Source organism: Pseudomonas sp. AK181 (assembly GCF_051122975.1).
GTDB lineage: Bacteria > Pseudomonadota > Gammaproteobacteria > Pseudomonadales > Pseudomonadaceae > Aquipseudomonas > Aquipseudomonas lactis.
On the sequence record NZ_CP146348.1, the window covers coordinates 6,437,902 to 6,462,011 of the forward strand.

Consider the following 24,110-nt stretch of genomic DNA (forward strand, 5'->3'; position numbering starts at 1 on the left):
CAATCAGTCACAGGGTGACTTGTAGTTAATTTTTCGTCACCCGTCATAATCCCTTGATGGCCGTAAAGTTCGCCTGCAAAATGCCGCGCCCCGCTGTCATTTCAGCGGGATCGTGCTGATCGGCCGCCCCAGCTGCGCCACTCGCGGTGCACTGGCCTTTTTACAAAAAGATCAAAAGCAAAAAGATCATGCAGGAGATTTGACGTGCACATTGGTGTTCCTCTCGAAACCCAGACCGGTGAAACGCGGGTGGCTGCCACCCCGGAAACCATCAAGAAGCTGATCGGCCAGGGCCATAAGGTCACTGTACAAAACGGCGCAGGCATCAATGCCAGCATCGTCGACAGTGCCTATGAAACGGCAGGCGCCACCATTGGCAGTGCCAACGACGCGTTTGGCGCCGAGCTGATTCTCAAAGTGGTTGCCCCCAGCGACAGCGAACTTGCGCTGATCAAAAGTGGCACCGTGTTGGTGGGCATGCTCAACCCGTTCAGCAACGAAACCATCGCCAAGCTCGCCGAGCGCGGCATCACCGCCTTCGCCCTGGAAGCCGCGCCGCGCACGTCACGCGCTCAAAGCCTTGATGTGCTGTCTTCGCAAGCCAACATCGCCGGTTACAAGGCCGTGTTGCTGGCCGCTCATCACTACCCGCGCTTCATGCCGATGCTGATGACCGCTGCCGGCACTGTAAAAGCCGCGCGCGTACTGATCCTCGGCGCCGGTGTGGCAGGCCTGCAAGCCATCGCTACGGCCAAGCGCCTGGGCGCGGTGATCGAAGCGTCCGACGTACGCCCGGCTGTAAAGGAGCAGATCGAATCTCTGGGCGCCAAGTTTGTCGACGTCCCCTACGAAACCGATGAAGAGCGTGAATGCGCCGTTGGTGTCGGCGGCTACGCGCGCCCGATGCCCAGCAGTTGGATGCAGCGCCAGGCCCTGGCCGTGCACGAACGCGCCAAACAGGCCGACATCGTCATCACCACCGCCCTGATCCCGGGCCGCAAGGCTCCGACCCTGCTCAGCGCCGATACCGTGGCGCAGATGAAACCCGGCTCGGTGGTCATCGACCTCGCTGCAGCCCAGGGTGGCAACTGCCCGCTGACCGTGGCCGATCAGGTAGTGGTGGAAAACGGCGTGATCATCTGCGGCCCGACTAACCTCGCGGGCGCTGTCGCCGCCGACGCCTCGGCCTTGTATGCGCGCAACCTGCTGGACTTCCTGAAGCTGGTCTTCACCAAGGAAGGGCAGTTTGAAATCAACCTCGAAGACGACATCGTCGCCGCGTGCCTGATGTGCCGCGACGGCCAAGTCATACGCAAAAACGCCTAAGCAGGGATTCAGACGATGGAAGAGCTTATCTCCCCCGGTATCTACAACCTGATCATCTTTGTGCTGGCGATTTATGTCGGTTATCACGTGGTCTGGAACGTAACACCCGCGCTGCACACGCCGCTGATGGCCGTGACCAACGCCATTTCCGCGATTGTTATCGTCGGCGCCATGCTCGCCGCCGCTCTCACCGTGACGCCACTGGGCAAGACCATGGGCACCCTGGCGGTCGCTCTGGCAGCAGTAAATGTCTTCGGTGGCTTCCTGGTCACCCGCAGAATGCTTGAGATGTTCAAGAAGAAAGCCCCGAAAGTAAAAGAAGAGGCGCCCAAGTAATGAGCATGAATCTCGTGACGACGCTCTACCTGATCGCGTCGATCTGTTTCATCCAGGCCCTCAAAGGCCTCTCGCACCCGACCACTTCGCGGCGCGGCAACTTGTTCGGCATGCTCGGCATGGCGCTGGCGGTACTCACCACCGTCGGCCTCATCTATAAGCTGGGGGCTGAACTGGCGACTGCCGGTATTGGCTACGTCATCGTTGGCCTGCTGGTTGGCGGCACCGCCGGCTCAATCATGGCCAAGCGTGTTGAAATGACCAAGATGCCTGAGCTGGTCGCGTTCATGCACAGCATGATCGGCCTGGCAGCGGTGTTCATCGCCATTGCCGCCGTGGTCGAACCGCAGTCCCTGGGCATCGTCAAGCACTTGGGCGATTCGATCCCGGCCGGTAACCGTCTGGAACTGTTCCTCGGTGCCGCCATCGGTGCAATCACCTTCTCCGGCTCGGTGATCGCGTTCGGCAAATTGTCGGGCAAGTACAAGTTCCGCCTGTTCCAGGGTGCACCGGTACAGTTCGGCGGCCAACACAAACTGAACCTGGTGCTCGGTCTCGCAACCCTGGGCCTGGGCCTGGCGTTCATGTTCACCGGCAACCTCACTGCGTTCGCGCTGATGCTGGCCTTGGCCTTTGTACTGGGTGTGCTGATCATCATCCCGATTGGCGGCGCCGACATGCCCGTGGTGGTGTCGATGCTCAACAGCTACTCCGGCTGGGCAGCGGCGGGCATTGGCTTCTCGCTGAACAACTCGATGCTGATCATCGCCGGCTCCCTGGTGGGCTCCAGCGGCGCGATCCTGTCGTACATCATGTGCAAGGCGATGAACCGTTCCTTCTTTAATGTGCTGCTGGGCGGTTTCGGCAATGCGCCGGATGCGGGTGCTGCGGCAGGCTCTAAAGAAGCACGCCCGGTGAAGTCCGGCTCCGCTGATGACGCCACCTTCCTGCTGACCAACGCCGACACCGTGATTATCGTCCCAGGCTACGGCCTTGCAGTGGCGCGGGCACAACACGCGCTCAAGGAACTGACCGAGAAGCTGACCCACCACGGCGTCACCGTAAAGTACGCGATCCACCCAGTGGCGGGCCGCATGCCGGGGCACATGAACGTATTGCTGGCCGAGGCCGAAGTGCCTTACGACCAGGTGTTCGAGATGGAAGACATCAACTCCGAGTTCGGCCAGGCCGACGTGGTGCTGGTGTTGGGCGCCAACGACGTGGTCAACCCGGCCGCCAAGAACGACCCGAACTCACCCATCGCCGGCATGCCGATCCTCGAGGCGTTCAAGGCCAAGACCATCATCGTCAACAAGCGCTCGATGGCCAGCGGCTATGCGGGCCTGGACAACGAGTTGTTCTATCTGGACAAGACCATGATGGTCTTCGGCGATGCCAAGAAAGTCATCGAAGACATGGTCAAGGCCGTCGAATAACACTGCGCCAGCGCAATACCCGAAACCCTGGCCTCACGTAGGCTGGGGTTTTTTATGGTTCCCACGCTCTGCGTGGGAACGCATCCCGGGATGCTCTGCGTCCCGCTTTGCACACACATGAAACCCGACCAAAGGCTCTAAATCGCGACCTGGCATTCGACCATGGTAGCGGGCCGAAACTTTTTGAAATCACTACACTGCCCACCTTGCTTTCCGTAGCCAGAGATAACAATTCATGTACCGTGATCGTATCCGCTTGCCTTCGTTGTTGAACAAGGTCATGAGCGCGGCAGACGCCGCTGCACTGATCGAGGACGGCATGACCGTCGGCATGAGCGGCTTCACCCGTGCCGGTGAAGCCAAGGCAGTCCCCCACGCCCTGGCCGAACGCGCCAAGACGTCGCCCCTCAAGATCACGTTGATGACCGGCGCCAGCCTGGGCAATGACCTGGACAAGCAGTTGACCGAAGCCGGCGTACTGTCACGACGCATGCCCTTTCAAGTCGACAGCACCCTGCGCAAGGCGATCAATGCCGGCGAGGTGATGTTTATCGACCAGCACCTGTCGGAAACCGTCGAGCAACTGCGCAACAATCAGCTCAAATTGCCAGACATCGCCGTGATCGAAGCCGTCGCGATCACTGAGCAGGGCCATATCGTGCCCACTACCTCCGTAGGCAACTCGGCCAGCTTCGCGATTTTTGCCAAACAGGTGATCGTCGAGATCAACCTGGCGCACAACCCGAACCTGGAAGGGCTGCACGACATCTACATCCCGACCTACCGGCCAACGCGCACACCGATTCCGCTGGTGAAAGTCGACGACCGTATTGGCAGCACCGCGATTCCTATTCCGCCCGAGAAAATCGTCGCCATCGTCATCACCAACCAGGCGGACTCCGCCTCCACGGTGACACCGCCTGACAGCGATACCCAAGGCATCGCCAACCACCTGATCAACTTCCTCAAGCAAGAAGTCGATGCGGGGCGCATGACCAACAAGCTCGGGCCGCTGCAAGCCGGCATCGGTAATATTGCCAACGCGGTGATGTGCGGGCTGATCGAGTCGCCGTTCGAAGACCTGACCATGTACTCGGAAGTGTTGCAAGATTCGACCTTCGACCTGATCGACGCCGGCAAGCTGAGCTTTGCCTCCGGCAGTTCGATTACCTTGTCGGAGCGACGCAATGCCGATGTGTTCGGCAACCTGGAGCACTACAAGGACAAATTGGTGCTGCGCCCGCAGGAAATTTCCAACCACCCTGAAGTGGTACGGCGCCTGGGCATCATCGGTATCAATACCGCGCTGGAGTTCGATATCTACGGCAACGTCAACTCCACCCACGTCTGCGGCACGCGGATGATGAACGGCATCGGCGGCTCCGGGGATTTCGCCCGCAATGCGCACCTGGCGATCTTCGTCACTAAGTCCATTGCCAAAGGCGGCGCAATTTCCAGCGTGGTACCGATGGTCAGCCATGTGGACCACACCGAACATGACGTGGACATTCTCGTCACCGAAGTAGGCCTTGCCGATCTGCGGGGCCTGGCGCCACGGGAGCGCGCTCGGGTCATCATCGATAACTGCGTGCACCCAGCGTATCGTGATGCGCTCAACACTTACTTCGATGCCGCCTGCGCCATCGGTGGGCATACCCCGCACATCTTGCGCGAAGCACTGAGTTGGCACATCAACCTGGAAGAAACCGGGCATATGCTCAAGGCTTGATGAATACAGATCCGGGCTGATGCAAATACAGTTTCATCAGCTCGGTGAACTCACCCGCACTTCTTGAAAAAACTGTACTGCTGTACTGGTCTTTTCCTACCGAAATATCCCACGCACCAACTCAAAAATGCCGTTTTCGCACCTTTTAAGTGCGCACAGGTACAGTTGCCCTAATTTCGTACCGTACAGCCTCTTTAAACAGTTAACTGGCCTCTCACAATACAGGTGAACTGTATCTAGAGAGTCTTGCCCCGGAAGAGGATCATTGGCATCAGTTAAACCACTACCTAATCCCGCCACAAGCGGAAGGATGTCATCATGGAACGTACACTCAGTTCCGAACTGTTCTTCGAAGAAAAAGCTGTAAACACCCAGGCTTCCCTGCCTTTGCGCGTTCTCGCCAACCTGATGTTGTGGCAGCGCCGCATCTCCAGCCGCCACCAGTTGGCTCGCCTGGATTCGCGTCTGCTGGCTGACGCCGGTATCAGCGAAGCTCAACGCTACGAAGAGCTGAGCAAGCCGTTCTGGCGCTAAGTGGCGCCCGCTGGCCCTGACCTGACGGGTCCACTGCCAGCAACCTGATTTGTCAAAGCAAAGCCCGCCCCGGGTAACCGGAGGCGGGCTTTGTTGTATCTGCGATAGCGCATTGGATTGGCTCGATACAAGCAAACAGATACAGTTTTAAATTACTAAAATATGACAGGTACAGTTTAATTACAGGCTTCCGAATAGCCCGGCACACGCCTAATATCCGTTCACCACGTGGCGAACCCTGTAGAGCGTGCGTCTGATGCTCGACAGTCCCAGTCCGTTTCATTGTGGCCGTTTCGCGCCACCTTATTATTCGTCTACAGGAGTTACCCCATGTCCCGTCTTCGCCTGCTGTGCACTGCCGCTGTGCTGACCCTGGCTGCCAATGCCAACGCGAGCAGCCTGATCATGACGACCGACTCAATCGTCGGCGCTTTGAAGGCAACCTCCGATGCCACGTCTGACGCCACCTCATCCCTGCGCGACAACAAGGTCGTACAAGCGGCCCGTGACGACGCCGCCAGCTTTGTCGCCAGCCAAGGCGCCATCCGTGGCGTGAAACTGGAAAGCGCTCTGGCCCAGATCCGCCAACAAGCGCCGCAGTTGAACACCGCTACCGATGCACAGCTGGCACAGGCCATCCTGGCTATCTGATCCACGGCAACCAGACGGGAGCGCCCGCCGCTCCCGCATGGCTCGACGCTGGCTCTCGCCCGGCGGTTGCGCTAGCCTTGGCGCTCGTTTTCAGTTGTCGAGTCCCATGGCTTTTTCATACCGTTTATTGTTTGTCCCTGTTCTGTTTTGCGCCTGCTGGTCACCCATGGCTTCAGCGTTGGATGTGTCCACCCAGAGCACTGTTGTCAGCGTGTATGCAACCAGCAAAGTGACCTCTGCGCCGTTCGACAATAAGTTGGTCCTGGCCGCTCGGGATGATGCTGCCGCTTTCATTGCCACTGACGGCCAATGGCGGGGCGCACGGCTGGAGTCCGCGCTGGACTATCTACGCCGTACCCAGCCAAAACTTCATGCAAGCGACCTTGAACTGGCGCAAGCAATTCTCGTCCAATAATCATCGTTGTATTTCTATCTTTGTCATTGGAGTCACCCCATGCGTAGCCCGCTGATCGTCGCCGCCCTCGGCCTGCTGTTTTTGGCCGATGTCGCCCAGGCGCAAACCTTGAAGGCCACCAGCAACATCGTCGTGCGTGCTTCGGCACGCACCATTGATTTCACCTCGGACACCACCACCTCCATCCGCGACTCCAAGATCGTGCGCGAAGCCCATGATGACGCCGCCAGTTTCGTCGCCACCCATGGCGAGATCCGTGGCGCCCAGCTGGAAGCCGCGTTCGATACCCTTCGCACCCGCGTGCCAGAAGCCCGTGATGCCAGCGACCAGACCCTCGCAGAAGCTATCCTCGCTCTGTGAGGCGCCTCAAAACCTGGCTCCTGGCCGGGGCCGTGCTGCTGTGCGCAAGTACGGCCCAGGCCGGCTTGCAACTGCGGCTCAAGACCGAAGGCTTGAGCCCGGCCGAACAGCAGGCCAGCCAGGCATTGCTCGATGAAGCGCTGCGCTCCTTGCCGCCGCGCTTTGTCGAGCAATTGGACCGACGTATTGATGTCGGCTGGACCGACAAGATGCCTGAAAACGCCTACGGCCAGGCATCCCTGGTGTCCGAGTTGGACCTCAACCAGAACCTGCTCGCCAGCCTGACTGACGGCAGCGCCGCCACCCAGAAAACCAATCGCCCCCACGGTACTGTGCGCCGGGAAATGCTCGCCACCGTGCTGCATGAACTGACCCACATCTACGACCGTGCGCGCCTGTGGTCCAAGGACGAGCGCACGCTGATCCAGCGCTGCAGCCGTCAGAACAACATCACCGGCTTGATCGGCTTGCCCGACCAGTGCCGTGGCCAGAACGACCGCCGCTTTACCCTCAGTGACGACCCGCGCCTGCTGGACCTTGCCGGCTGGCCACAATATGTGGGTCGGCGCGGCGAGCGTGAGCAGCACAACCATCAGGTGGTGCGCAGCCCGGACATCTACGAAACCACCAGCCCGCTGGAATTCGTCGCGGTCAACATGGAGTACTTCCTCCTGGACCCCAGCTACGCCTGTCGCCGCCCCGCGCTGTTCCGTTATTACAAGGACCACTTCGGCTGGGCGCCACCCGAACAAGACACCTGCGCCAGCACCTATCCCTTCCTGAACGCAGGCAACGATTTCGCCAAGACGCCCCTGGGCCAGATCGATCCGGAACGCGTGTATGAAATCGACTATCTGCTTGCCGAAGCCAACCAGAACCTAGTGAGCCGTTGGGGCCATAGCATGTTGCGCCTGGTGATTTGCGCACCGGGCCGCCCACGTGGCCCGGATTGTCGGCTGGATCTGGACCGGCACCTGGTCTTGTCTTACCGCGCCTTCGTCGGTGACGTTCAGCTGTCGAGCTGGGATGGCCTGGTGGGCAAATACCCGTCGCGGCTCTTCGTCCTGCCGCTGGCCCAAGTCATTGATGAATACACCAAGACCGAACTGCGCGGCTTGGCGTCGGTGCCGCTGAAGCTCAGCCGCCAGGAAATCAACGACACCGTCGAACATGCGGCTGAGATGCACTGGAGCTATGACGGCAACTACTTTTTTATATCCAACAATTGTGCGGTCGAAAACCTGAAACTGTTGCGCAGTGGCAGCGCCAATCCGCAATTGACCGGCCTGGACAACATCACCCCCAACGGTTTGCTGGAAGTGCTCAGCGCCCGCGGCCTGGCCGATACCAGCGTATTGAACGACAAGCGCGAAGCACTGCGGCTTGGGTATCACTTCGACTCGTTCCGCGAGCGTTACCAAGCCATGTTCGATGTGTTGCGCAAGCAACTGCCGATCAAGCAGACCCAGGTCGAAGACTGGTTGTCCCTGGATGCGCAAGCGCGTCGCCAATGGTTCAGCCAGGCCGACCTGCGTACCAGCGCCGCGCTGTTGCTGCTGGAGCAGGCCAGCTATCGCAAACAACTGATGCTCGCCCAGGATGAGGTCAAACAACGCTATCTCAATGCCCGCGAGCTGAAATACGGCGGAATGGAGAAAGCCAACAACACGCTGCAGCAAATTCTCGCGAACAGCGGCTTCCTGAGTCGCCCGGCCGAGTTGCTGGACAGTGGGGGTTATGGCCTGCCGCAACCTTCGGAAGCCAAGCTCCTGGAATCGGAGAGCGCCGAACGCCAGAAGCAGTTGCAGTCGTTGACCGGCGAGCTGGATAAGGAGGTGAGGGCGCTGCTCGATCCGTCTCGCGCCGCCGAGATTGCCGCCTGTGAAGCCAACCTCAAACAGGTGGGTGAGCATTTGCGGGCCTTGCACAAAGCCGCCGGCGGCCTCGAACTGCCCTGAACACCACTGTGTAAGCTAGCTTGCCCTTGTAGGAGCGAGCTTGCTCGCGAAAAACTCACAGGCGCCGCGTTTCTACAGGAAGCCCGCGTTATCGTTGACGTTTTTCGCGAGCAAGCTCGCTCCTACAAAATCAAGCCAGCCACATTTTGGGCTGCGCAAACCCGACGCCCTTCATCAGCTGTTTTCTCAGCGAAAGCTGGCTGAAAGCTTCCCCGTCTAGGATCGCCTCCACTGCCGGCAACAGACCGGCTGTTAACAACAACAATGGTGATTCCCGATGTCCGCTCGTACCCGCCTGTTCGCTCCAACTCCACCCGTACGCCTCGTGCCTTTCGTTCTGCGCTGACCGCCACTCGGTCCGCCATTCCCTAGCCGCGCTACGCCTGGAGTATTCCTATGCTGACTTTCCTTGGCTTTGCCATGGTCATCACGTTCATGTTCCTGATCATGACCAAGCGCCTGTCCGCGCTGATCGCCTTGATCATCGTGCCGATCCTGTTCGCGCTGTTCGGCGGTTTCGCACCGAAGATCGGCCCGATGATGCTCGAAGGCATCACCAAGCTTGCGCCGACCGGCGTGATGCTGATGTTCGCCATCCTCTATTTTGCCTTGATGATCGACTCCGGCCTGTTCGACCCGGCCGTGCGCAAGATCCTCAAGATGGTCAAGGGCGACCCGCTCAAGGTGTCGGTCGGCACTGCCGTGCTCGCGTTGGTGGTATCTCTGGACGGTGACGGTGCCACCACCTACATGATCTGCGTCGCGGCCATGCTGCCGCTGTACCAGCGCATCGGCATGAGCCCACGGATCATGGCCGGCCTGATCATTCTCGCCGGTGGGGTGATGAACATGACCCCCTGGGGCGGCCCGACGGCGCGCGCCGCCAGTGCGCTGCATGTAGACCCGTCGGACATCTTCGTACCGATGATCCCGGCCATGGCGGCTGGCGTGGTGGCGATCCTGGTGATTGCCTACATGTACGGCAAGCGCGAACGTGCGCGCCTGGGTGAATTGCACCTGCAAGGCGACGAGATCGACCACAGCGAAATCAGCGTGTCGCAATTTCCCGACGCCCGCCGCCCAAAACTGATCTGGTTCAACGGTGCCCTGACCCTGGCGTTGATGTGCACCTTGATTGCCGGCCTGTTGCCGCTGCCAGTGCTGTTCATGGTGGCGTTCAGTATCGCCATGATCGTCAACTACCCGTGCCTGCAGCAGCAGAAGGACCGCGTCGCGGCTCACGCCGGCAGCGTATTGGCGGTGGTGGGTTTGATCTTCGCCGCCGGTATCTTCACGGGCATCCTGTCGGGCACCGGCATGGTCGACGCCATGTCCAAGAGCCTGCTGGCGGTCATCCCCGAAGCCATGGGCCCTTACCTGGCGGTGATCACCGCGCTGGTGAGCATGCCGTTCACCTTCTTCATGTCCAACGATGCGTTCTACTACGGCGTACTGCCGGTACTGGCCGAAGCCGCCAGCCATTACGGCATCACCGCGGTGGAAATGGCGCGGGCGTCGATCGTCGGGCAACCCGTGCATTTGCTCAGCCCACTGGTACCCTCGACGTACTTGCTGGTTGCCCTGGCGGGTATCGAATTCGGCGATCACCAGCGCTTCACGCTCAAGTGGGCAGTGCTGGTGTGCCTGTGCATAATGTTCGCCGCATTGCTGATGGGGATTTTTCCGCTGTTCAGCACTCTATAATCGTACCGACTCACTCACCGCGCGGCGCTACAGCTTGCGCGGTTAACACTTGCTCAAAGGAATACACATGGAATGGCTGACCAATCCGGAAATCTGGATTGCCTTCTTCACCCTGACGGCCCTTGAGATCGTCCTGGGCATCGATAACATCATCATGATTTCGATCCTGGTCAGCCGCATGCCCAAGCATATGCAGGCACGCACTCGGATCTTCGGCCTGGCGTTGGCCATGGTTACGCGCATCCTGTTGCTGCTGTCGATCACCTGGGTCATGCAACTGACCGCCGACCTGTTCGTGGTGTTTGGCCAGGGCATCTCCGGTCGCGACCTGATCCTGTTCTTCGGTGGCCTGTTCCTGCTGTGGAAAAGCTCCCAGGAGATGTACCACGCCCTGGAAGGTGAAGATGAAACCCAGGACGAGCCCAAAGGCGCCGGTGGCAAGTTCATCTACACCATTATCCAGATCGCCATCATCGACATCGTGTTCTCCCTGGACTCGGTGATTACCGCCGTCGGCATGGTTTCCCACGTGCCGGTGATGGTTGCCGCCATCGTCGTTGCGGTATTGGTGATGATGCTGGCTGCCGGCACTATCAGCGAGTTCATCGACAAACACCCGTCGCTGAAAATGCTGGCGCTGTCGTTCCTGCTGGTAGTGGGTACCGTGCTGATCGCTGAATCTTTCGACGTACACGTGCCAAAAGGCTACGTCTACTTCGCCATGGCGTTCTCGCTGGCGGTGGAAGCGGTGAACATCAAGATGCGTACCGCCATCGCGAAAAAGAAGAAACAGCAGGACCCAGTGAAACTGCGCAAGGACATTCCGGGTCAGTAAATTTGACCCGCGAGTGATCGTTCCCACGCTCCGCGTGGGAATGCCCTCTCGGACGCTCCGCGTCCGCAAAGTGACGCAGAGCGTCACAGGATGCGTTCCCACGCAAAGCGTGGGGAACGATCTTCATGACAGTTTTGTTTCAATCCCAGGTTTAGCTATGCGATGCTGGCGCAGAGCCCATTCGCCAACTACAGCTTAGGTACAAGACGTAGAGCGGCACGCGGTAACTTTCCTTCGCTCCTTTTGGAGCGCACCCACACGGGGGGCCGAGCATGCTGACCTTGCTCAATCTGCTTTCCGCCGTGACCCTGCTTATCTGGGGCACGCATATCGTCCGAACCGGCATCCTGCGGGTCTACGGTTCCAATTTGCGCCAAGTCATCGGGCAGAACATGTCCAAGCGATGGCTGGCATTTGTCGCCGGTATCCTGGTGACGGCCATGGTGCAAAGCAGTAACGCCACCGCGATGCTGGTGACTTCGTTTGTCGGCCAAGGGCTGATGAGCCTCACGCCGGCCTTGGCCACCATGCTTGGCGCCGACGTCGGTACGGCCTTGATGGCGCGGGTGCTGACGTTCGATTTGTCCTGGCTGTCGCCGCTGCTGATCTTCCTCGGGGTGATTTTTTTCCTGTCGCGCAAACAAACGCGGGCAGGGCAGTTGGGCCGGGTCGGAATCGGCCTGGGCCTGATCATCCTCGCCCTGCAATTGATCGTCGAAGCGGCCGGGCCCATTACCCATGCCCAGGGCGTGAAAGTCATCTTCGCTTCGCTGACCGGCGATATCTTGCTGGACGCCCTGGTCGGCGCGCTGTTCGCCATGATTTCCTACTCCAGCCTTGCCGCAGTGTTGCTCACCGCCACCCTGGCCGGTGCCGGCGTGATCGGCTTGCACGTGGCCATCGGCCTGGTGATCGGCGCCAACATCGGCAGCGGGGTGCTGGCGTTTCTCAGTACCAGCATGCAAAACACTGCCGGTCGCCAAGTGGCCCTGGGCAGCCTGTTGTACAAATTGATCGGTCTGTTGCTGATCATTCCGGTGCTTGACCCGCTCGTGGGCTGGATGGACGGCCTGGACTACAGCGTTCAGGGCATGGTCATCACCTTCCACCTGCTCTACAACGTCAGCCGCTGCCTGATCCTGTTACCCACCATCGGGCCGATGGCCCGCCTGTGCGAATGGCTGCTGCCGGAACGCCCCGAAACCAATGGCAAAGCCAAGCCACGCCATCTGGACCTGGCCTCATTGAATACCCCAAGCCTGGCCCTGGCGAACGCCGCCCGCGAAACCCTGCGCCTGGGTGACTTGATCGACAATATGCTTACTTCGATGCAGGAAGTGCTGCGCGGCAACCAAACCGCCGTTACCCAAGAAATGCGCAGCCTGAGCGATGACGTCGAAGCGCTCTACAGCGCGATCAAACTCTACCTGGCGCAAATGCCTCGGGAAGACCTGAGTGAACAAGACAACCGCCGCTGGGCCGAGATCATCGAGCTGTCGATCAACTTGAAATTGGCGGGTGACCTGATCGAACGCATGCTGCGCAAGGTCCAGCAACAGAAGACCTCGCAGCGCCGGCAATTTTCCGAAGTGGGCCTGGAAGAACTCAGCGGCCTGCACAGCCAGTTGATCGCCAACCTGCGCCTGGGCCTGTCGGTGTTTCTCAGCGGCGACCCGGAAAGCGCCCGCCAATTACTGCGAGAAAAGCGCCGCTTCCGCGCCCAGGAACGCCGCCTGGCCCACGCCCATGTCAGCCGCCTGCAACGCAAGATCGTGCAGAGCCTGGAAACCAGTTCCCTGCACTTGGAGCTGATTGCCGACATGAAACGCTTGAACTCGTTGTTTTGCAGCAGTGCTTATGTAGTGTTGGAAACGTCCGACACCGGCGCGCTCTCTGCCGAAAGTATTGCCGACATCACCCATTCGCCCTGAACGTACGCCCGCGAGCGAAGTCAGTTAACAATGGACCTCATTCGCCAGGAAGCTTGTTATGCGTCGCCTGTTACTCGCCTGCCTGCTCTTGGGCTCGGCCCACACCTTTGCCTTTGACCGCCTGCAAGTCGAGGGCTACACCTTGCCCAACGGCCTGCAACTGCTGCTCAAACCGGGCACCGAGCGTGGGCACGTGGCTATTCGCCTGGTGGTTGGGGTGGGCCTGGACGACTTCGGTTGCGAAGAAAAAGAACTGCCGCACCTGTTCGAGCACTTGCTGTTCAGCGGCATTGATGGCGGCGGCGAAGGCGACCTCGAAGACCGTATGCAAGCCCTGGGCGGCGAGTGGAACGCCTATACCAGCAACGCCGACACTACCTTCGTGATCGAGGCGCCCGCGCAGAACCAACGCAAGGTGCTGGACCTGCTGCTGGCAATCCTCACGCGCACGCAACTGACCGACGCCCATATCAATGCCGCCAAACAGGTGGTGGAGCGGGAAGACGGCGGCCATTACTCACACTTGCAACGCCTGCTGGATCGCCAGGACCTCGGTCACAGCGCCAGCAACCAATTGGCCGTGGAGTTGGGCCTCAAGTGCGCCGAACGCGCCGAGGTCAGCCACCTCACCCGCGATCAGTTGGAGAAGCTGCGCAACGAATGGTACGCGCCGAACAACATGACCCTCATCGTCGTCGGCGATCTCGACAAACTGCTGCCTGCCTACCTTGAACGCACCTATGGTCAACTCGACCCGGTGGAGCCAAGCGAACATCGCCCGCTCCCCGAAATCCAGCACACCGCCGCCAGCCATCGCGACCTGATCCGCGGCTGGGTGGGCGATGGCGCCAAGCTGCACTGGCTGTTCCCCGAGCCTGTGCTGGACGACCAGCATGATGAAACCTACAACCTGCTCAAGGATTACCTCGACTGGGCGCTGTACCGGCAACTGCGCCTCAAGCACGGGTTGTCCTACGGCCCGTGGGTAGAACGCGAAGTGCTCGGCGGCGTTGGGTTCCTCAGCCTGAATGCCGACCTTGAGCGGGAAAACCTCCCTGAAGCCGAGCAGGTCTTGCAAGACCTCAAGGCCCAACTGCTCAAGGACGGCCTCGACCCGACAGTATTCAAGCGCCTGCAACAGGCCGCCATTGCCCGCCAAGCCTGGGCAGTACAGGGCAACAGCGCGCTGGCCGACTATTACTGGAGTGCTGCCGGCGACTACAGCAACGGGCGTTTCAGCGACCCGGTCAGACGCATCAAGGCCGTAAGCCTGGCGCAAACCAACCAGGCCATGCGCGAAGCGTTCCAGCAGCCTGGCTACTGGCGCATCGAAAAACCGCTGTTGAGTTATGACGCCTTGACCTGGATCGGCGCGGGCGTGCTGGGCCTGATCATCATCGGTTTGATCGGCCTAAGGCTTTATCGCAAACCTGTTGAGTAATGACGCACAGAATATCGGGCTAAGGCGTTATTCTGTCTGAGATTTTTCCCACAACCAGTGAACCGCCCATGCCGAACTTGCCGCCCCTCATCCAGCGCGTTATAGAACTGATCAAGCGCTACCCAGGGGTGATTGCACTCGGCGGTTTCATCTCGGGGGTGGGCAGCTTCATTCTGGTAGACCGCCAGCAGGGCATGGCCAGTTGGATCGCGGTGATCATGCTGGTGAGCTGGTTGTGGCTGATGCTGGAAAACAGCTTTACGCAACTGTTCACCAAGGTCTTCAATCGCGAGATCCCTGAACCGCTGCTGCGCTACGCCACCCAGATGATCCACCAGGAAAGTCTGTTTTTCGTGCTGCCCTTCTTTTTCGTCACCACCGCCTGGAACAGCGGCCAATCGCTGTTCACTGGCCTGTTGGGCGCGGCGGCGCTGGTGTCGATCATCGACCCGCTGTATTACAAATGGCTGGCGCCCAAGCGCTCGCTGTTCCTGGCCCTGCACACCCTGACCCTGTTCGCCGCGCTGCTGACCGCACTGCCGATCATCATGCACCTGACCACCGCCCAGAGTTACAAACTGGCGTTGGGTGTGGCGATGGCCCTGTCGATTCCAAGCCTGGCCGTCAGCCTGCCGCTGCGTAGCCTCAAGGGCTGGGCGATGCTGCTGGGGGTAACGGCCGCTATTGGCTGCGCCGGCTGGTTCCTGCGCAGTTGGGTACCACCCGCCACCCTGTGGATGACCGAAGTCGCCATCAGCACCCAACTGCAAGACCGCACGCCGGGCGACGACCTCAAGCAAGTCACCGCCGCCCAACTGCGCAGCGGTGGGCTGTATGCGTACACCGCGATCAATGCGCCACGCGGGCTGGATGAGCGGATCTACCATGTGTGGAAATTCAACGGCCAGGAAGTCGACCGCATTGCCCTGGACATCCATGGTGGGCGCAAGGAAGGCTATCGCGCCTGGACCCACAAGCAGAATTTTCCGGCTGACGCCGTAGGGCGCTGGCAGGTGCAGGTGCTCACCGAAGACGGGCAAGTCATCGGCGTTCTGCGCTTCAAGGTGATAGACACAGCACAAGCGGACAACCCAAAGTAAGCCGGATCGTGCTATTACGTAGCAATTGTGGATAGCCAAACAAGCTCGGAGCTTATGACCACTCGCACGACGGCCGGCGCGGCCCATCTTGATACGTCCAGTACCCCGCCTTCGCTACGGATTACCGGCGACTGGACGCTGGCCCACTACGCCCACCTGAAGAAGCTGTCGGCCACACTCGACGGCCAATACGACGCCGGCGCCCGCATTGACCTCAACGGCCTCGGTGCGCTGGATACGGCCGGCGCCTCGTTACTGGTGGAGTTGCTGGGCCCTGCGCGCATCGAACATTCTGCCGAACAGACCGATTGCACTCTGGCAGCCGCCGACCGTGCACTGCTCAAGACCGTCTACCGCTCCCTCAATGACTTTTGCGTACCGATCAAAGAGCCGGAAGAGGCCGCCGGCATTCAAGTGCTGGCCCGTATCGGTCGCGCAGTAGACACCGTCTGGCAAGACGCGATGAAGCTGCTGGGCTTTATCGGCCTGATCCTCGAAACCTTCGCCCGCGGCATCTGGCGGCCCAAGCGCTGGCGCCTGACGCCCATGGTCGCCCACATCGAACAGACGGGCCTGGATGCGGCGCCTATTGTCGCGCTGCTGACCTTTCTGGTGGGCGCCGTCGTGGCCTTCCTCGGCGCCACCGTGCTCAAGAGCTTCGGTGCGACGATCTTTACCGTGGACCTGGTGGCCTTCTCCTTCCTGCGTGAATTCGGCGTGTTGCTCACCGCAATCCTCATCGCCGGGCGTACCGCCAGTGCGTTCACCGCGCAAATCGGCTCAATGAAGGCCAACGAAGAAATCGACGCCATCCGCACCCTGGGTCTGGACCCCATGGAACTGTTGGTATTGCCCCGCGTGCTGGCGCTGCTGGTGGCGTTGCCGATGCTGACCTTCCTGGCGATGCTCTCGGGGATCGTCGGCGGTGGCGTGGTGTGTGCCGTGGCCCTGGATATTTCGCCGGCGATGTTTCTTTCGCTGCTGCAATCGGACATTGGGGTGCAGCACTTTCTGGTGGGCATGGTGAAGGCGCCGATCTTTGCCTTTTTGATCGCGGCCATTGGCTGCCTGGAAGGTTTTAAAGTCAGCGGCAGTGCCGAATCAGTCGGCGCGCATACCACGTCGAGCGTGGTGCAATCGATCTTTGTGGTGATCGTGCTGGATGCGGTCGCGGCGATGTTCTTCATGGAGATGGGCTGGTGAGTCGTCTACACCGTGCGCCCACAGAGGCGGTGATTGAAGTGCGTGGCCTGTGCAATCGCTTTGGCAGCCAAAGCGTGCACGAGAACCTCGACCTGGATTTGTACAAAGGCGAGATCCTGGCGGTGGTGGGGGGCTCTGGCAGCGGTAAATCCGTGTTGTTGCGCAGCATCGTTGGCCTGCGTCGCCCCAGTGAAGGCCAAGTACGGGTGTTCGGCAAAAACCTGCCGAGCCTGCCTGAACATGAACGCTCACTGGTAGAGCGCCGCTTTGGCGTGCTGTTCCAGAAGGGCGCGCTGTTTTCCTCGCTGACGGTGACCGAGAACGTGGCCCTACCATTGATCGAGCACGCCGGCCTCAGCCGCGCCGATGCCGAGCATTTGGCGGCGGTCAAGCTGGCCCTAGCCGGGTTGCCGCTGTCGGCGGCCGACAAATACCCGGCCTCGTTATCCGGTGGCATGATCAAGCGTGCGGCCCTGGCCCGCGCACTCGCCTTGGACCCGGACATCCTGTTCCTGGACGAACCCACCGCCGGTCTCGACCCGATTGGCGCGGCGCAATTCGACCAACTGATCCTTACCCTGCGCGATGCGCTGGGCTTGAGTGTGTTCCTGGTCACCCACGACCTCGACACGCTGTACACCATCACCGACCGTGTGGCGGTGCTGGCGCAGAAGAAAGTGCTGGTGGCCGACGCCATCGATGTCGTGTCGGAAACGAACGACGCCTGGATTCACGAATATTTCCACGGCCCCCGGGGCCGCGCGGCATTGGATGCCGCTCAATCGCTCAACGAGGTATGACATGGAAACCCGAGCCCATCATGTGATGATCGGACTGTTCAGCGTAATTGTGGTGGTCGGCGCGATGCTGTTTGGCCTGTGGCTGGCCAAATCCAGCGTCGATACCGCCTTCCAGGATTACGAAGTGATCTTCAACGAGGCGGTCAGCGGCCTGTCCCAGGGCAGTGCGGTGCAGTACAGCGGCATCAAGGTGGGCGATGTCATCAGCCTGCGTCTGGACCCCAAAGACCCACGCCGCGTCCTGGCTCGCATCCGCCTGGCCGGGCAAACGCCGATCAAGGAAGACACCCAGGCCAAACTGGCCCTGACCGGTATCACCGGCACCTCGATCATCCAGCTCAGTGGCGGCACCCCGCAGAGCCCGGAGCTCAAGGGCAAGGACGGTAACCTGCCGGAAATCATCGCATCGCCATCGCCTATCGCGCGTCTGCTCAATAACAGCAACGACCTGATGACCAGCGTCAACCTGCTGCTGCACAACGCCAACCACCTGTTCTCGCGGGAAAACGTCGAACGCCTGAGCAACACCCTGGACAACCTGCAACAAACCACCGGCGCCATTGCCGAACAACGCGGCGACATCAAGGTGGTGATGCAGCAATTGATGCAGGTGAGCAAACAGGCCGGCGCGGCGCTGGAGCAAACCACCGTATTGATGCGCAACGCCAATGGCTTGCTCAGCGAACAAGGCAAGCAAGCCTTCGGCAGCGCCGAGCAGGCGATGAAATCCCTGGAGCAAAGCACCGCCACCATCAATACCTTGCTGACCAATAACCAGGACTCGGTGAACAGCGGCATGCAGGGCCTCAACGAACTGGCGCCAGCCGTGCGCGAGTTGCGTGAAACCCTTGGCTCGCTGCGTGCCATCTCCCGCCGCCTGGAAGCCAACCCCAGTGGTTACTTGCTGGGCAGCGACAAGAACAAGGAGTTCACGCCATGAAGCGTGCTTACCACATGATCGTCCCTATGGCTCTGGCACTGGTCAGCGCGTGCTCGATCCTGCCCAAGCCGGACCCGTCGGACGTGTACCGGCTGGCGTCCGCTCAACCGACCATTCAAGGCACGCCGGTGAATTGGTCGCTGCGCGTGACCAAGCCGCAGACCAGCGAGTTTCTCGACAGCCCGCGCATCGCCGTGGTGCCAGATGGCAACTTGATCAGCAACTACGCGAACTCACGCTGGAGCGACCCGGCGCCGGTGCTGCTGCGTAATCGCCTGCTGGATGGCTTCCAGCGCGACGGGCGCGTGACATTGTTGAGCACTGACGAGACCAACCTGCAAGCCGACTATGAGCTGGGCGGGCAGTTGCAGGCGTTTCAGAGCGAGTATCGGGGCAAGGCGGTGGAGGTGGTGATTCGTCTCGACGCGCGATTGGTGCGTGGGCGTGATCAAAGAATCATCGCCAGCCGGCGGTTTGAAGTGAGGCAGCCGGTGAATGACGCCAAGGTGCCAGCGGTGGTGGCTGCTTTTGGCCAGGCCGGGGATCAGTTGAATAAGCAGGTGGTGGATTGGGTAGTGAGTCAGGGCAACACCGCTCTGAAACCTTGAAGGCCTCATCGCAGGCAAGCCAGCTCCCACATTTGACTGTGTTCACACATCAAACTGTGGGAGCTGGCTTGCCTGCGATAGCGATTGTGGCCTTAACCGAAGAACCAATAGCACACCGAAATAGCCGCCACTACGCCAGCAAACTCCGCGAACAACGCACACCCCACCGCATGTCGCGCCCGTTGGATGCCTACCGAGCCAAAGTACACCGCCAACACATAAAACGTGGTTTCCGTACTGCCCTGAATCGTCGCCGCCACCAACGCCGGGAAGCTGTCCACACCCTGGGTCTGCATGGTCTCGATCAGCATCGCCCGCGCGGCACTGCCGGAGAACGGCTTGACCATCGCGGTCGGCAGCGCGTCGACAAAGCGCGTATCCAGGCCCGTCCAGGCCACCACATGGCGAATCCCTTCCAGGCCGAACTCCAAGGCCCCGGAGGCACGCAACACGCCAACCGCGCACAGCATCGCCACCAGATACGGCAAGAGGTTCTTGGCCACGTCGAAGCCTTCCTTGGCGCCTTCCACAAAGGCCTCGTACACCTTGACCTTGCGCAACGCGCCGATCACCAGGAACAGCATGATCAGCCCAAACAGCGTGAGGTTGCCCAGGATCGACGACAAACCAGCCAGCGCCGTGGCGGACAGGGTCGCCAGTAGCGCCATGAAGCCCCCCAGCACCAACGCGCCGGGGATCAGATAGGCCAGCACCACCGGGTCCCACAGCCGCAGGCGCTGCATGACTGCCACCGACAGCAGGCCCACCAGCGTCGACGCACTGGTGGCCAGCAGGATCGGCAGGAACACCAGCGTCGGGTCCGCGGCGCCTTGCTGGGCGCGGTACATGAAGATAGTCACCGGCAACAGCGTCAGCGAGGACGCGTTGAGCACCAGAAACAGGATCTGAGCGTTGGTCGCCGTATTGGGAATGGGGTTGAGCTCTTGTAGCGCCTTCATGGCTTTCAGGCCGATGGGCGTGGCGGCGTTGTCCAGGCCCAGGCCGTTGGCGGCAAAGTTGAGGGTGATCAAACCGATCGCGGGGTGCCCGGCGGGCACCTCTGGCATCAGGCGGCGAAACAGCGGGCCGAGGGCCTTGGCCAGCCAATCGACGATCCCGGCTTTTTCGGCAATTCGCAGAAAGCCCAGCCATAACGTCAGGGTACCGAAGAGCAGCACCATGACTTCCACCGACAATTTGGCCATGGCGAAAATACTTTCGACCATCGCCGCGAAGATCAAGGCGTTACCGCCCACCAGCCATTGCGCCAGCGCTGACACCATTGCCACGACAAAGAAGCCAAGCCACAGGCCATTGAGCATCAGATAAGTCCCCCGAAAGATGGGGCGAATGATAACGGGGCTGGCAGAAACGACAAACCCCGGAATTCTCCGGGGTTTGTTTTCGATCAATCTGCAATCAGCTACGGGTGGCTTGTGCCGTAGGCAGGGCTTCCTTGCTGCGCCAGTGCGGCAGGGAATTCCAGTAGCGCTCGCCCTTGGCGTCGTCGTACATGCCTTCCCAACGAGAGATAACCAGTACGGCCAAGGCGTTGCCGATCACGTTCAGGGCGGTACGCGCCATGTCCATCACACGGTCGACACCGGCGATAAACGCCAAGCCTTCCAACGGGATGCCCACGCTGCCCAGCGTCGCCAGCAATACCACGAAGGACACGCCCGGCACGCCGGCGATACCTTTGGAGGTCACCATCAGGGTCAGTACCAGCATCAGTTGCTGGCCGATCGACAGGTCGATGCCATACAGCTGGGCAATGAAGATGGCCGCAATGCTCTGATACAGGGTCGAACCGTCGAGGTTGAACGAATAACCGGTCGGCACCACGAAGCTGCAGATCGCTTTCGGCGCGCCGTAGGCTTCCATCTTTTCGATCACACGCGGCAGCACGGTTTCGGAGCTGGCGGTGGAGTAAGCCAAGACCAACTCATCCTTGAAGATGCGGATCAGCTTGAGGATCGAGAAGCCGAACAGGCGTGCGATCAAACCCAGGACCGCGAAGGCGAAGAACAGGATCGCCACGTAAACCAGAATCACCAGCTTGGCCAGCGGCAGCAGCGAGGCGAAGCCGAAGTTGGCCACCGTCACCGCGATCAGCGCGAATACACCGATAGGCGCGTACTTCATGATCATGTGGGTGACTTTGAACATGCTCTCGGACACGCCCTGGAACATGGTCACCAGCGGCTCGCGCAGCTCAGGCTTGAGGCTCGACAGGCCCAGGCCGAACAGCACCGAGAAGAAGATGATCGGCAGCATCTCGCCACGGGCAACAGCGGCGAAGATATTCGAGGGGATCAGGTTGAGGATGGTCTCGATGAACGCATGTTCATGCTGCACTTCGGCAGCAGTCGCCTGGTACTTGGAGATATCGACGGTACCCAGAGTACTCATGTCGATGCCAGCGCCTGGGTGGAACAGGTTGGCGAGCAACAGGCCCACCACGATGGCGATGGTGGTGACGATTTCGAAGTAAAGAATGGTTTTGACGCCGATACGACCGAGCTTTTTCGCGTCGCCTACACCGGCAATACCGACGATCAGCGAAGAAATCACAATCGGGATCACGATCATCTTGATCAGGCGGATAAAGATATCGCCCGCCGGCTGCAACACATTGCTGATCCACCAGGCCTTTTCAGCACTGAAATGGTTGAGCACTGCACCGATTGCGATCCCCAGTACCAAACCGATGAGGATCTGCCAGGCGAGGCTTAGCTTTGCCTTCTTCATGTCATTACCCTTGCTTCAAGTGGACTTACGGCAAATGCGCCAGCTGCAACGCTCGAAAGCGAAAAAGTGTGTGCATCTGCCTCCATGGAAGGTCACCGCAGCGTGGCCGAAATGGCTTACTGGCAGGCGAAAAAAGGCGCAACTATTCCCATGCAAGGGAGCGACGTCTAATGCCGTAAACGCCTACCCTATGCCGAATCGGCATGGCTTTTTTTGAAAATATTTGTCCAAACGGTCAGTTCGTATCCGCCATTCGAGCGGGTGAATATGCCGTTAAGCAGCCAAATCAGGCTCGCGCAGAGATACTGGACGACTTGAATGGATAGGCAGAAATGTCTGAGAAATCCATCACCTAGCGCCAGAAAGATCCTATAGCGCAGATGAAAAATTCTCGATAGATGGTCACGCCGACATACCCGGTAATGGTTAGCCAGAGGCAAAAAGCAAAACTGCGGCTATGGGCGGCATGAAGTGCGGGCATGAGAGTCATAAGCCCGCCGCAAGTTCAGCAAGCTTGAGGTCTTGTGAACTTGCGTCGCAGCTTTTCGCCTGACCCGGCCCTTTCGCAGGCACTCCCTGTACCCGTAGGTCACGCCGATCCTGATCGATCAGAGCAACCCGGCCCCCTGGTCATGCATCGTTCAAGGAGCGATGCAAACAGAAAGAAGCACAAGGGCTTCTTTCTATGGACGCCGGCTCCGTCAGACGGAACCTAGTACCAATTCGGATCTTTCTTGAGCTGCTCCATCAGCAGCTTTTGCATACCCTCGTCCGGCTTACCGATAAAACGGTAATCGGCGTGCCGCGTCGGGGACTTGTCCGCCGGCAAACCGGCCGGGACTTCCACCAACATGGCGTAGGCATCTTCCTTGTCGAAGCTGAAAGCAACAATCAGGCGCTTGTTCAGGCAGGTGTCTGCAGTTTCGCAGAGCGGCCCGACCAAGTACTTGTCGCCATCTTCCTCAACGGCATTCATTTGCTCGGCCGTGCCCGACAGGTTCATCACCCATTCGGGCAGGCGCTCCTCTTTCTTCACCACGTCTTGCCAGGTTTCACGGTACTGCGCATCCGCACTGAGCAATTCGTTAGCCCGCGCCTGGCCGTCATTGGCAGCCAAGGCCAGGCCGCTGCCGCCCAACAGCAGGGCGGCAGCAAGGGCTTTAAAAGGCAGGTTGGCCATATTCAACCTCGGCCTTTGCGACCAAAGAAGAACGAAGCGATGAACATCACCAGGAAGACCACAAACAGGATCTTGGCGATGCCGGTGGCGGTGCCAGCGATACCACCGAAGCCCAGGACTGCAGCCACAATGGCGATGATCAGAAATGTGATTGCCCAACTCAACATGGTGATTCTCCTTATGCTTCTATAGGGGTAACAGCGGTAATGCCATGCAGCCGCTCAACACAAGCGACGTTTTTTGCCTAGAACACCCAACGGTCATGGGCCGGTAGTTCGTCCAGGGTGGAACCCTGATCTACCAGGCTCAATTGCGGGGCAGTCACATCGGCGCTGGCGCTGCCAATGGAACGGAAATGAGTCTGGGTCATGGCAGGACGTTCAAAGTGCGGGGCTGGCTGCGCGCGCTCTTGCCAATGCTGCAACTGATGGCCGGCGATCAACGTGACCATCAAGGCCAGGCTGGCAAACAGGCCCTGCTGCAGGCGCAGCGGCGATACACGCAATTGGCTGAGGCTTTGGCGAGTCATACTGCATTGCTCCCGCATTCTGATTATTCGTTCATGACGCTCTTGGGAGAGATATTGCAGAGTGCATGCCAGCTTTATTGCAAAATAAAACTCAATAAAATCAAAGAGTTATACTTGCTCGAAAGAATCATCGCCTAGCATCCTGCACGATGCCTGCGTGCAGGCCGTGCGAAATGCACGATGGCAAGTGGTCGGAACCAGACACCCAGCGCACACATCGAAGGATCGAAGGGCGAACGGGAGGGAAAATGCGCTCAGACGACGTCTGTAGGAAGGCGCGCAGATAGCTGCACGAAGAAGCCTTTTATGAATCAGAATAAACCATGCAACTTGCCCGATTATT

Annotated in this window: 23 protein-coding genes; 18 read left to right on the top strand and 5 right to left on the bottom strand. The window is 59.8% G+C overall.

What is annotated here, in order from left to right:
* Positions 1 to 204 precede the first annotated feature (204 nt).
* From V8689_RS29205 to V8689_RS29290, 18 genes are all read left to right on the top strand, one after another.
* Complete coding sequence (locus tag V8689_RS29205) at positions 205 to 1,326, top strand: Re/Si-specific NAD(P)(+) transhydrogenase subunit alpha (protein WP_056790578.1); 1,122 nt, start codon at positions 205 to 207, stop codon at positions 1,324 to 1,326.
* 15 nt (positions 1,327 to 1,341) lie between these two features.
* Positions 1,342 to 1,662: an NAD(P) transhydrogenase subunit alpha gene (locus tag V8689_RS29210; protein WP_003187417.1), complete on the top strand. Its 321-nt coding sequence runs from the start codon at positions 1,342 to 1,344 to the stop codon at positions 1,660 to 1,662.
* Positions 1,662 to 3,098, top strand: coding sequence for an NAD(P)(+) transhydrogenase (Re/Si-specific) subunit beta (locus V8689_RS29215; RefSeq protein WP_021491387.1), 1,437 nt, complete (start codon positions 1,662 to 1,664; stop codon positions 3,096 to 3,098). Before V8689_RS29210 ends, V8689_RS29215 begins: the two co-directional genes overlap by 1 nt.
* 235 nt (positions 3,099 to 3,333) lie before the next feature.
* On the top strand, positions 3,334 to 4,827 hold the full coding sequence (locus V8689_RS29220) for an acetyl-CoA hydrolase/transferase family protein (protein WP_003187414.1): 1,494 nt from the start codon (positions 3,334 to 3,336) through the stop codon (positions 4,825 to 4,827).
* 318 nt (positions 4,828 to 5,145) lie between these two features.
* Positions 5,146 to 5,361 carry a DUF1127 domain-containing protein gene (locus tag V8689_RS29225; protein WP_003187413.1) on the top strand — a complete coding sequence of 72 codons (216 nt, stop codon included), beginning with the start codon at positions 5,146 to 5,148 and terminating at the stop codon, positions 5,359 to 5,361.
* 330 nt (positions 5,362 to 5,691) lie between these two features.
* Positions 5,692 to 6,012, top strand: coding sequence for a DUF2388 domain-containing protein (locus V8689_RS29230; RefSeq protein WP_056790582.1), 321 nt, complete (start codon positions 5,692 to 5,694; stop codon positions 6,010 to 6,012).
* A gap of 106 nt (positions 6,013 to 6,118) precedes the next feature.
* Entirely contained in the window at positions 6,119 to 6,427 is a 309-nt protein-coding gene (locus V8689_RS29235; RefSeq protein ID WP_056790585.1) for a DUF2388 domain-containing protein, read from the top strand.
* A gap of 39 nt (positions 6,428 to 6,466) precedes the next feature.
* The gene (locus tag V8689_RS29240; protein WP_056790589.1) at positions 6,467 to 6,787 is read left to right on the top strand and encodes a DUF2388 domain-containing protein; all 321 of its coding nucleotides are present in this window, start codon (positions 6,467 to 6,469) and stop codon (positions 6,785 to 6,787) included.
* Positions 6,784 to 8,745: a DUF4105 domain-containing protein gene (locus tag V8689_RS29245; RefSeq protein ID WP_434520667.1), complete on the top strand. Its 1,962-nt coding sequence runs from the start codon at positions 6,784 to 6,786 to the stop codon at positions 8,743 to 8,745. The genes V8689_RS29240 and V8689_RS29245 overlap by 4 nt, the downstream gene beginning before the upstream one ends.
* Positions 8,746 to 9,141: 396 nt before the next feature.
* On the top strand, positions 9,142 to 10,449 hold the full coding sequence (locus V8689_RS29250) for a CitMHS family transporter (RefSeq protein ID WP_003187405.1): 1,308 nt from the start codon (positions 9,142 to 9,144) through the stop codon (positions 10,447 to 10,449).
* Positions 10,450 to 10,516: 67 nt separating this feature from the next.
* Positions 10,517 to 11,284: a TerC family protein gene (locus tag V8689_RS29255; protein ID WP_003187403.1), complete on the top strand. Its 768-nt coding sequence runs from the start codon at positions 10,517 to 10,519 to the stop codon at positions 11,282 to 11,284.
* A gap of 272 nt (positions 11,285 to 11,556) precedes the next feature.
* Positions 11,557 to 13,215 (top strand): Na/Pi cotransporter family protein, encoded by a 1,659-nt coding sequence (locus V8689_RS29260; RefSeq protein WP_003187402.1) that lies wholly within the window; start codon positions 11,557 to 11,559, stop codon positions 13,213 to 13,215.
* A 58-nt stretch (positions 13,216 to 13,273) separates the two neighbouring features.
* Positions 13,274 to 14,656 (top strand): M16 family metallopeptidase, encoded by a 1,383-nt coding sequence (locus V8689_RS29265; protein ID WP_056790595.1) that lies wholly within the window; start codon positions 13,274 to 13,276, stop codon positions 14,654 to 14,656.
* A 68-nt stretch (positions 14,657 to 14,724) separates the two neighbouring features.
* A complete protein-coding gene (locus tag V8689_RS29270) occupies positions 14,725 to 15,756 on the top strand; it encodes a DUF5924 family protein (RefSeq protein ID WP_056790598.1) in 1,032 nt (343 codons plus the stop codon).
* A 54-nt stretch (positions 15,757 to 15,810) separates the two neighbouring features.
* Complete coding sequence (locus V8689_RS29275; protein ID WP_034129245.1) at positions 15,811 to 16,959, top strand: ABC transporter permease; 1,149 nt, start codon at positions 15,811 to 15,813, stop codon at positions 16,957 to 16,959.
* Positions 16,956 to 17,759, top strand: a complete 804-nt coding sequence (locus tag V8689_RS29280) for an ABC transporter ATP-binding protein (RefSeq protein WP_056790599.1) — start codon at positions 16,956 to 16,958, stop codon at positions 17,757 to 17,759. Before V8689_RS29275 ends, V8689_RS29280 begins: the two co-directional genes overlap by 4 nt.
* 1 nt (position 17,760) lies before the next feature.
* The gene (locus V8689_RS29285) at positions 17,761 to 18,699 is read left to right on the top strand and encodes an MlaD family protein (protein ID WP_056790601.1); all 939 of its coding nucleotides are present in this window, start codon (positions 17,761 to 17,763) and stop codon (positions 18,697 to 18,699) included.
* On the top strand, positions 18,696 to 19,307 hold the full coding sequence (locus tag V8689_RS29290) for an ABC-type transport auxiliary lipoprotein family protein (protein ID WP_056790603.1): 612 nt from the start codon (positions 18,696 to 18,698) through the stop codon (positions 19,305 to 19,307). Before V8689_RS29285 ends, V8689_RS29290 begins: the two co-directional genes overlap by 4 nt.
* A 92-nt stretch (positions 19,308 to 19,399) precedes the next feature.
* On the opposite strand, the gene V8689_RS29295 is transcribed toward V8689_RS29290, so the two are convergent.
* The 5 genes from V8689_RS29295 to V8689_RS29315 form a co-directional block, all read right to left on the bottom strand.
* On the bottom strand, positions 19,400 to 20,629 hold the full coding sequence (locus V8689_RS29295; RefSeq protein WP_056790605.1) for a nucleoside recognition domain-containing protein: 1,230 nt from the start codon (positions 20,627 to 20,629) through the stop codon (positions 19,400 to 19,402).
* 97 nt (positions 20,630 to 20,726) lie between these two features.
* On the bottom strand, positions 20,727 to 22,058 hold the full coding sequence (gene gltP / locus V8689_RS29300; protein WP_003187390.1) for a glutamate/aspartate:proton symporter GltP: 1,332 nt from the start codon (positions 22,056 to 22,058) through the stop codon (positions 20,727 to 20,729).
* A 712-nt stretch (positions 22,059 to 22,770) separates the two neighbouring features.
* The gene (locus tag V8689_RS29305) at positions 22,771 to 23,238 is read right to left on the bottom strand and encodes an inhibitor of vertebrate lysozyme family protein (protein ID WP_056790608.1); all 468 of its coding nucleotides are present in this window, start codon (positions 23,236 to 23,238) and stop codon (positions 22,771 to 22,773) included.
* Positions 23,239 to 23,240: 2 nt separating this feature from the next.
* Positions 23,241 to 23,405 (bottom strand): DUF1328 domain-containing protein, encoded by a 165-nt coding sequence (locus tag V8689_RS29310; protein WP_003187386.1) that lies wholly within the window; start codon positions 23,403 to 23,405, stop codon positions 23,241 to 23,243.
* A 77-nt stretch (positions 23,406 to 23,482) separates the two neighbouring features.
* Entirely contained in the window at positions 23,483 to 23,767 is a 285-nt protein-coding gene (locus tag V8689_RS29315) for a hypothetical protein (protein WP_056790616.1), read from the bottom strand.
* Positions 23,768 to 24,110 lie beyond the last annotated feature (343 nt).

Excerpts from the sequence above, each read along its gene's own strand:
- V8689_RS29265 (WP_056790595.1), top strand. The coding sequence starts at position 13,274 with ATGCGTCGCCTGTTACTCGCCTGCCTGCTCTTGGGCTCGGCCCACACC.
- V8689_RS29290 (WP_056790603.1), top strand. The coding sequence starts at position 18,696 with ATGAAGCGTGCTTACCACATGATCGTCCCTATGGCTCTGGCACTGGTC.
- gltP (WP_003187390.1), bottom strand. The coding sequence starts at position 22,058 with ATGAAGAAGGCAAAGCTAAGCCTCGCCTGGCAGATCCTCATCGGTTTG.
- V8689_RS29305 (WP_056790608.1), bottom strand. The coding sequence starts at position 23,238 with ATGGCCAACCTGCCTTTTAAAGCCCTTGCTGCCGCCCTGCTGTTGGGC.
- V8689_RS29235 (WP_056790585.1), top strand. The coding sequence starts at position 6,119 with ATGGCTTTTTCATACCGTTTATTGTTTGTCCCTGTTCTGTTTTGCGCC.
- V8689_RS29275 (WP_034129245.1), top strand. The coding sequence starts at position 15,811 with ATGACCACTCGCACGACGGCCGGCGCGGCCCATCTTGATACGTCCAGT.
- V8689_RS29260 (WP_003187402.1), top strand. The coding sequence starts at position 11,557 with ATGCTGACCTTGCTCAATCTGCTTTCCGCCGTGACCCTGCTTATCTGG.
- V8689_RS29225 (WP_003187413.1), top strand. The coding sequence starts at position 5,146 with ATGGAACGTACACTCAGTTCCGAACTGTTCTTCGAAGAAAAAGCTGTA.
- V8689_RS29310 (WP_003187386.1), bottom strand. The coding sequence starts at position 23,405 with ATGTTGAGTTGGGCAATCACATTTCTGATCATCGCCATTGTGGCTGCA.
- V8689_RS29295 (WP_056790605.1), bottom strand. The coding sequence starts at position 20,629 with ATGCTCAATGGCCTGTGGCTTGGCTTCTTTGTCGTGGCAATGGTGTCA.
- V8689_RS29220 (WP_003187414.1), top strand. The coding sequence starts at position 3,334 with ATGTACCGTGATCGTATCCGCTTGCCTTCGTTGTTGAACAAGGTCATG.
- V8689_RS29210 (WP_003187417.1), top strand. The coding sequence starts at position 1,342 with ATGGAAGAGCTTATCTCCCCCGGTATCTACAACCTGATCATCTTTGTG.
- V8689_RS29240 (WP_056790589.1), top strand. The coding sequence starts at position 6,467 with ATGCGTAGCCCGCTGATCGTCGCCGCCCTCGGCCTGCTGTTTTTGGCC.
- V8689_RS29215 (WP_021491387.1), top strand. The coding sequence starts at position 1,662 with ATGAGCATGAATCTCGTGACGACGCTCTACCTGATCGCGTCGATCTGT.
- V8689_RS29255 (WP_003187403.1), top strand. The coding sequence starts at position 10,517 with ATGGAATGGCTGACCAATCCGGAAATCTGGATTGCCTTCTTCACCCTG.
- V8689_RS29250 (WP_003187405.1), top strand. The coding sequence starts at position 9,142 with ATGCTGACTTTCCTTGGCTTTGCCATGGTCATCACGTTCATGTTCCTG.
- V8689_RS29285 (WP_056790601.1), top strand. The coding sequence starts at position 17,761 with ATGGAAACCCGAGCCCATCATGTGATGATCGGACTGTTCAGCGTAATT.
- V8689_RS29315 (WP_056790616.1), bottom strand. The coding sequence starts at position 23,767 with ATGACTCGCCAAAGCCTCAGCCAATTGCGTGTATCGCCGCTGCGCCTG.
- V8689_RS29230 (WP_056790582.1), top strand. The coding sequence starts at position 5,692 with ATGTCCCGTCTTCGCCTGCTGTGCACTGCCGCTGTGCTGACCCTGGCT.
- V8689_RS29270 (WP_056790598.1), top strand. The coding sequence starts at position 14,725 with ATGCCGAACTTGCCGCCCCTCATCCAGCGCGTTATAGAACTGATCAAG.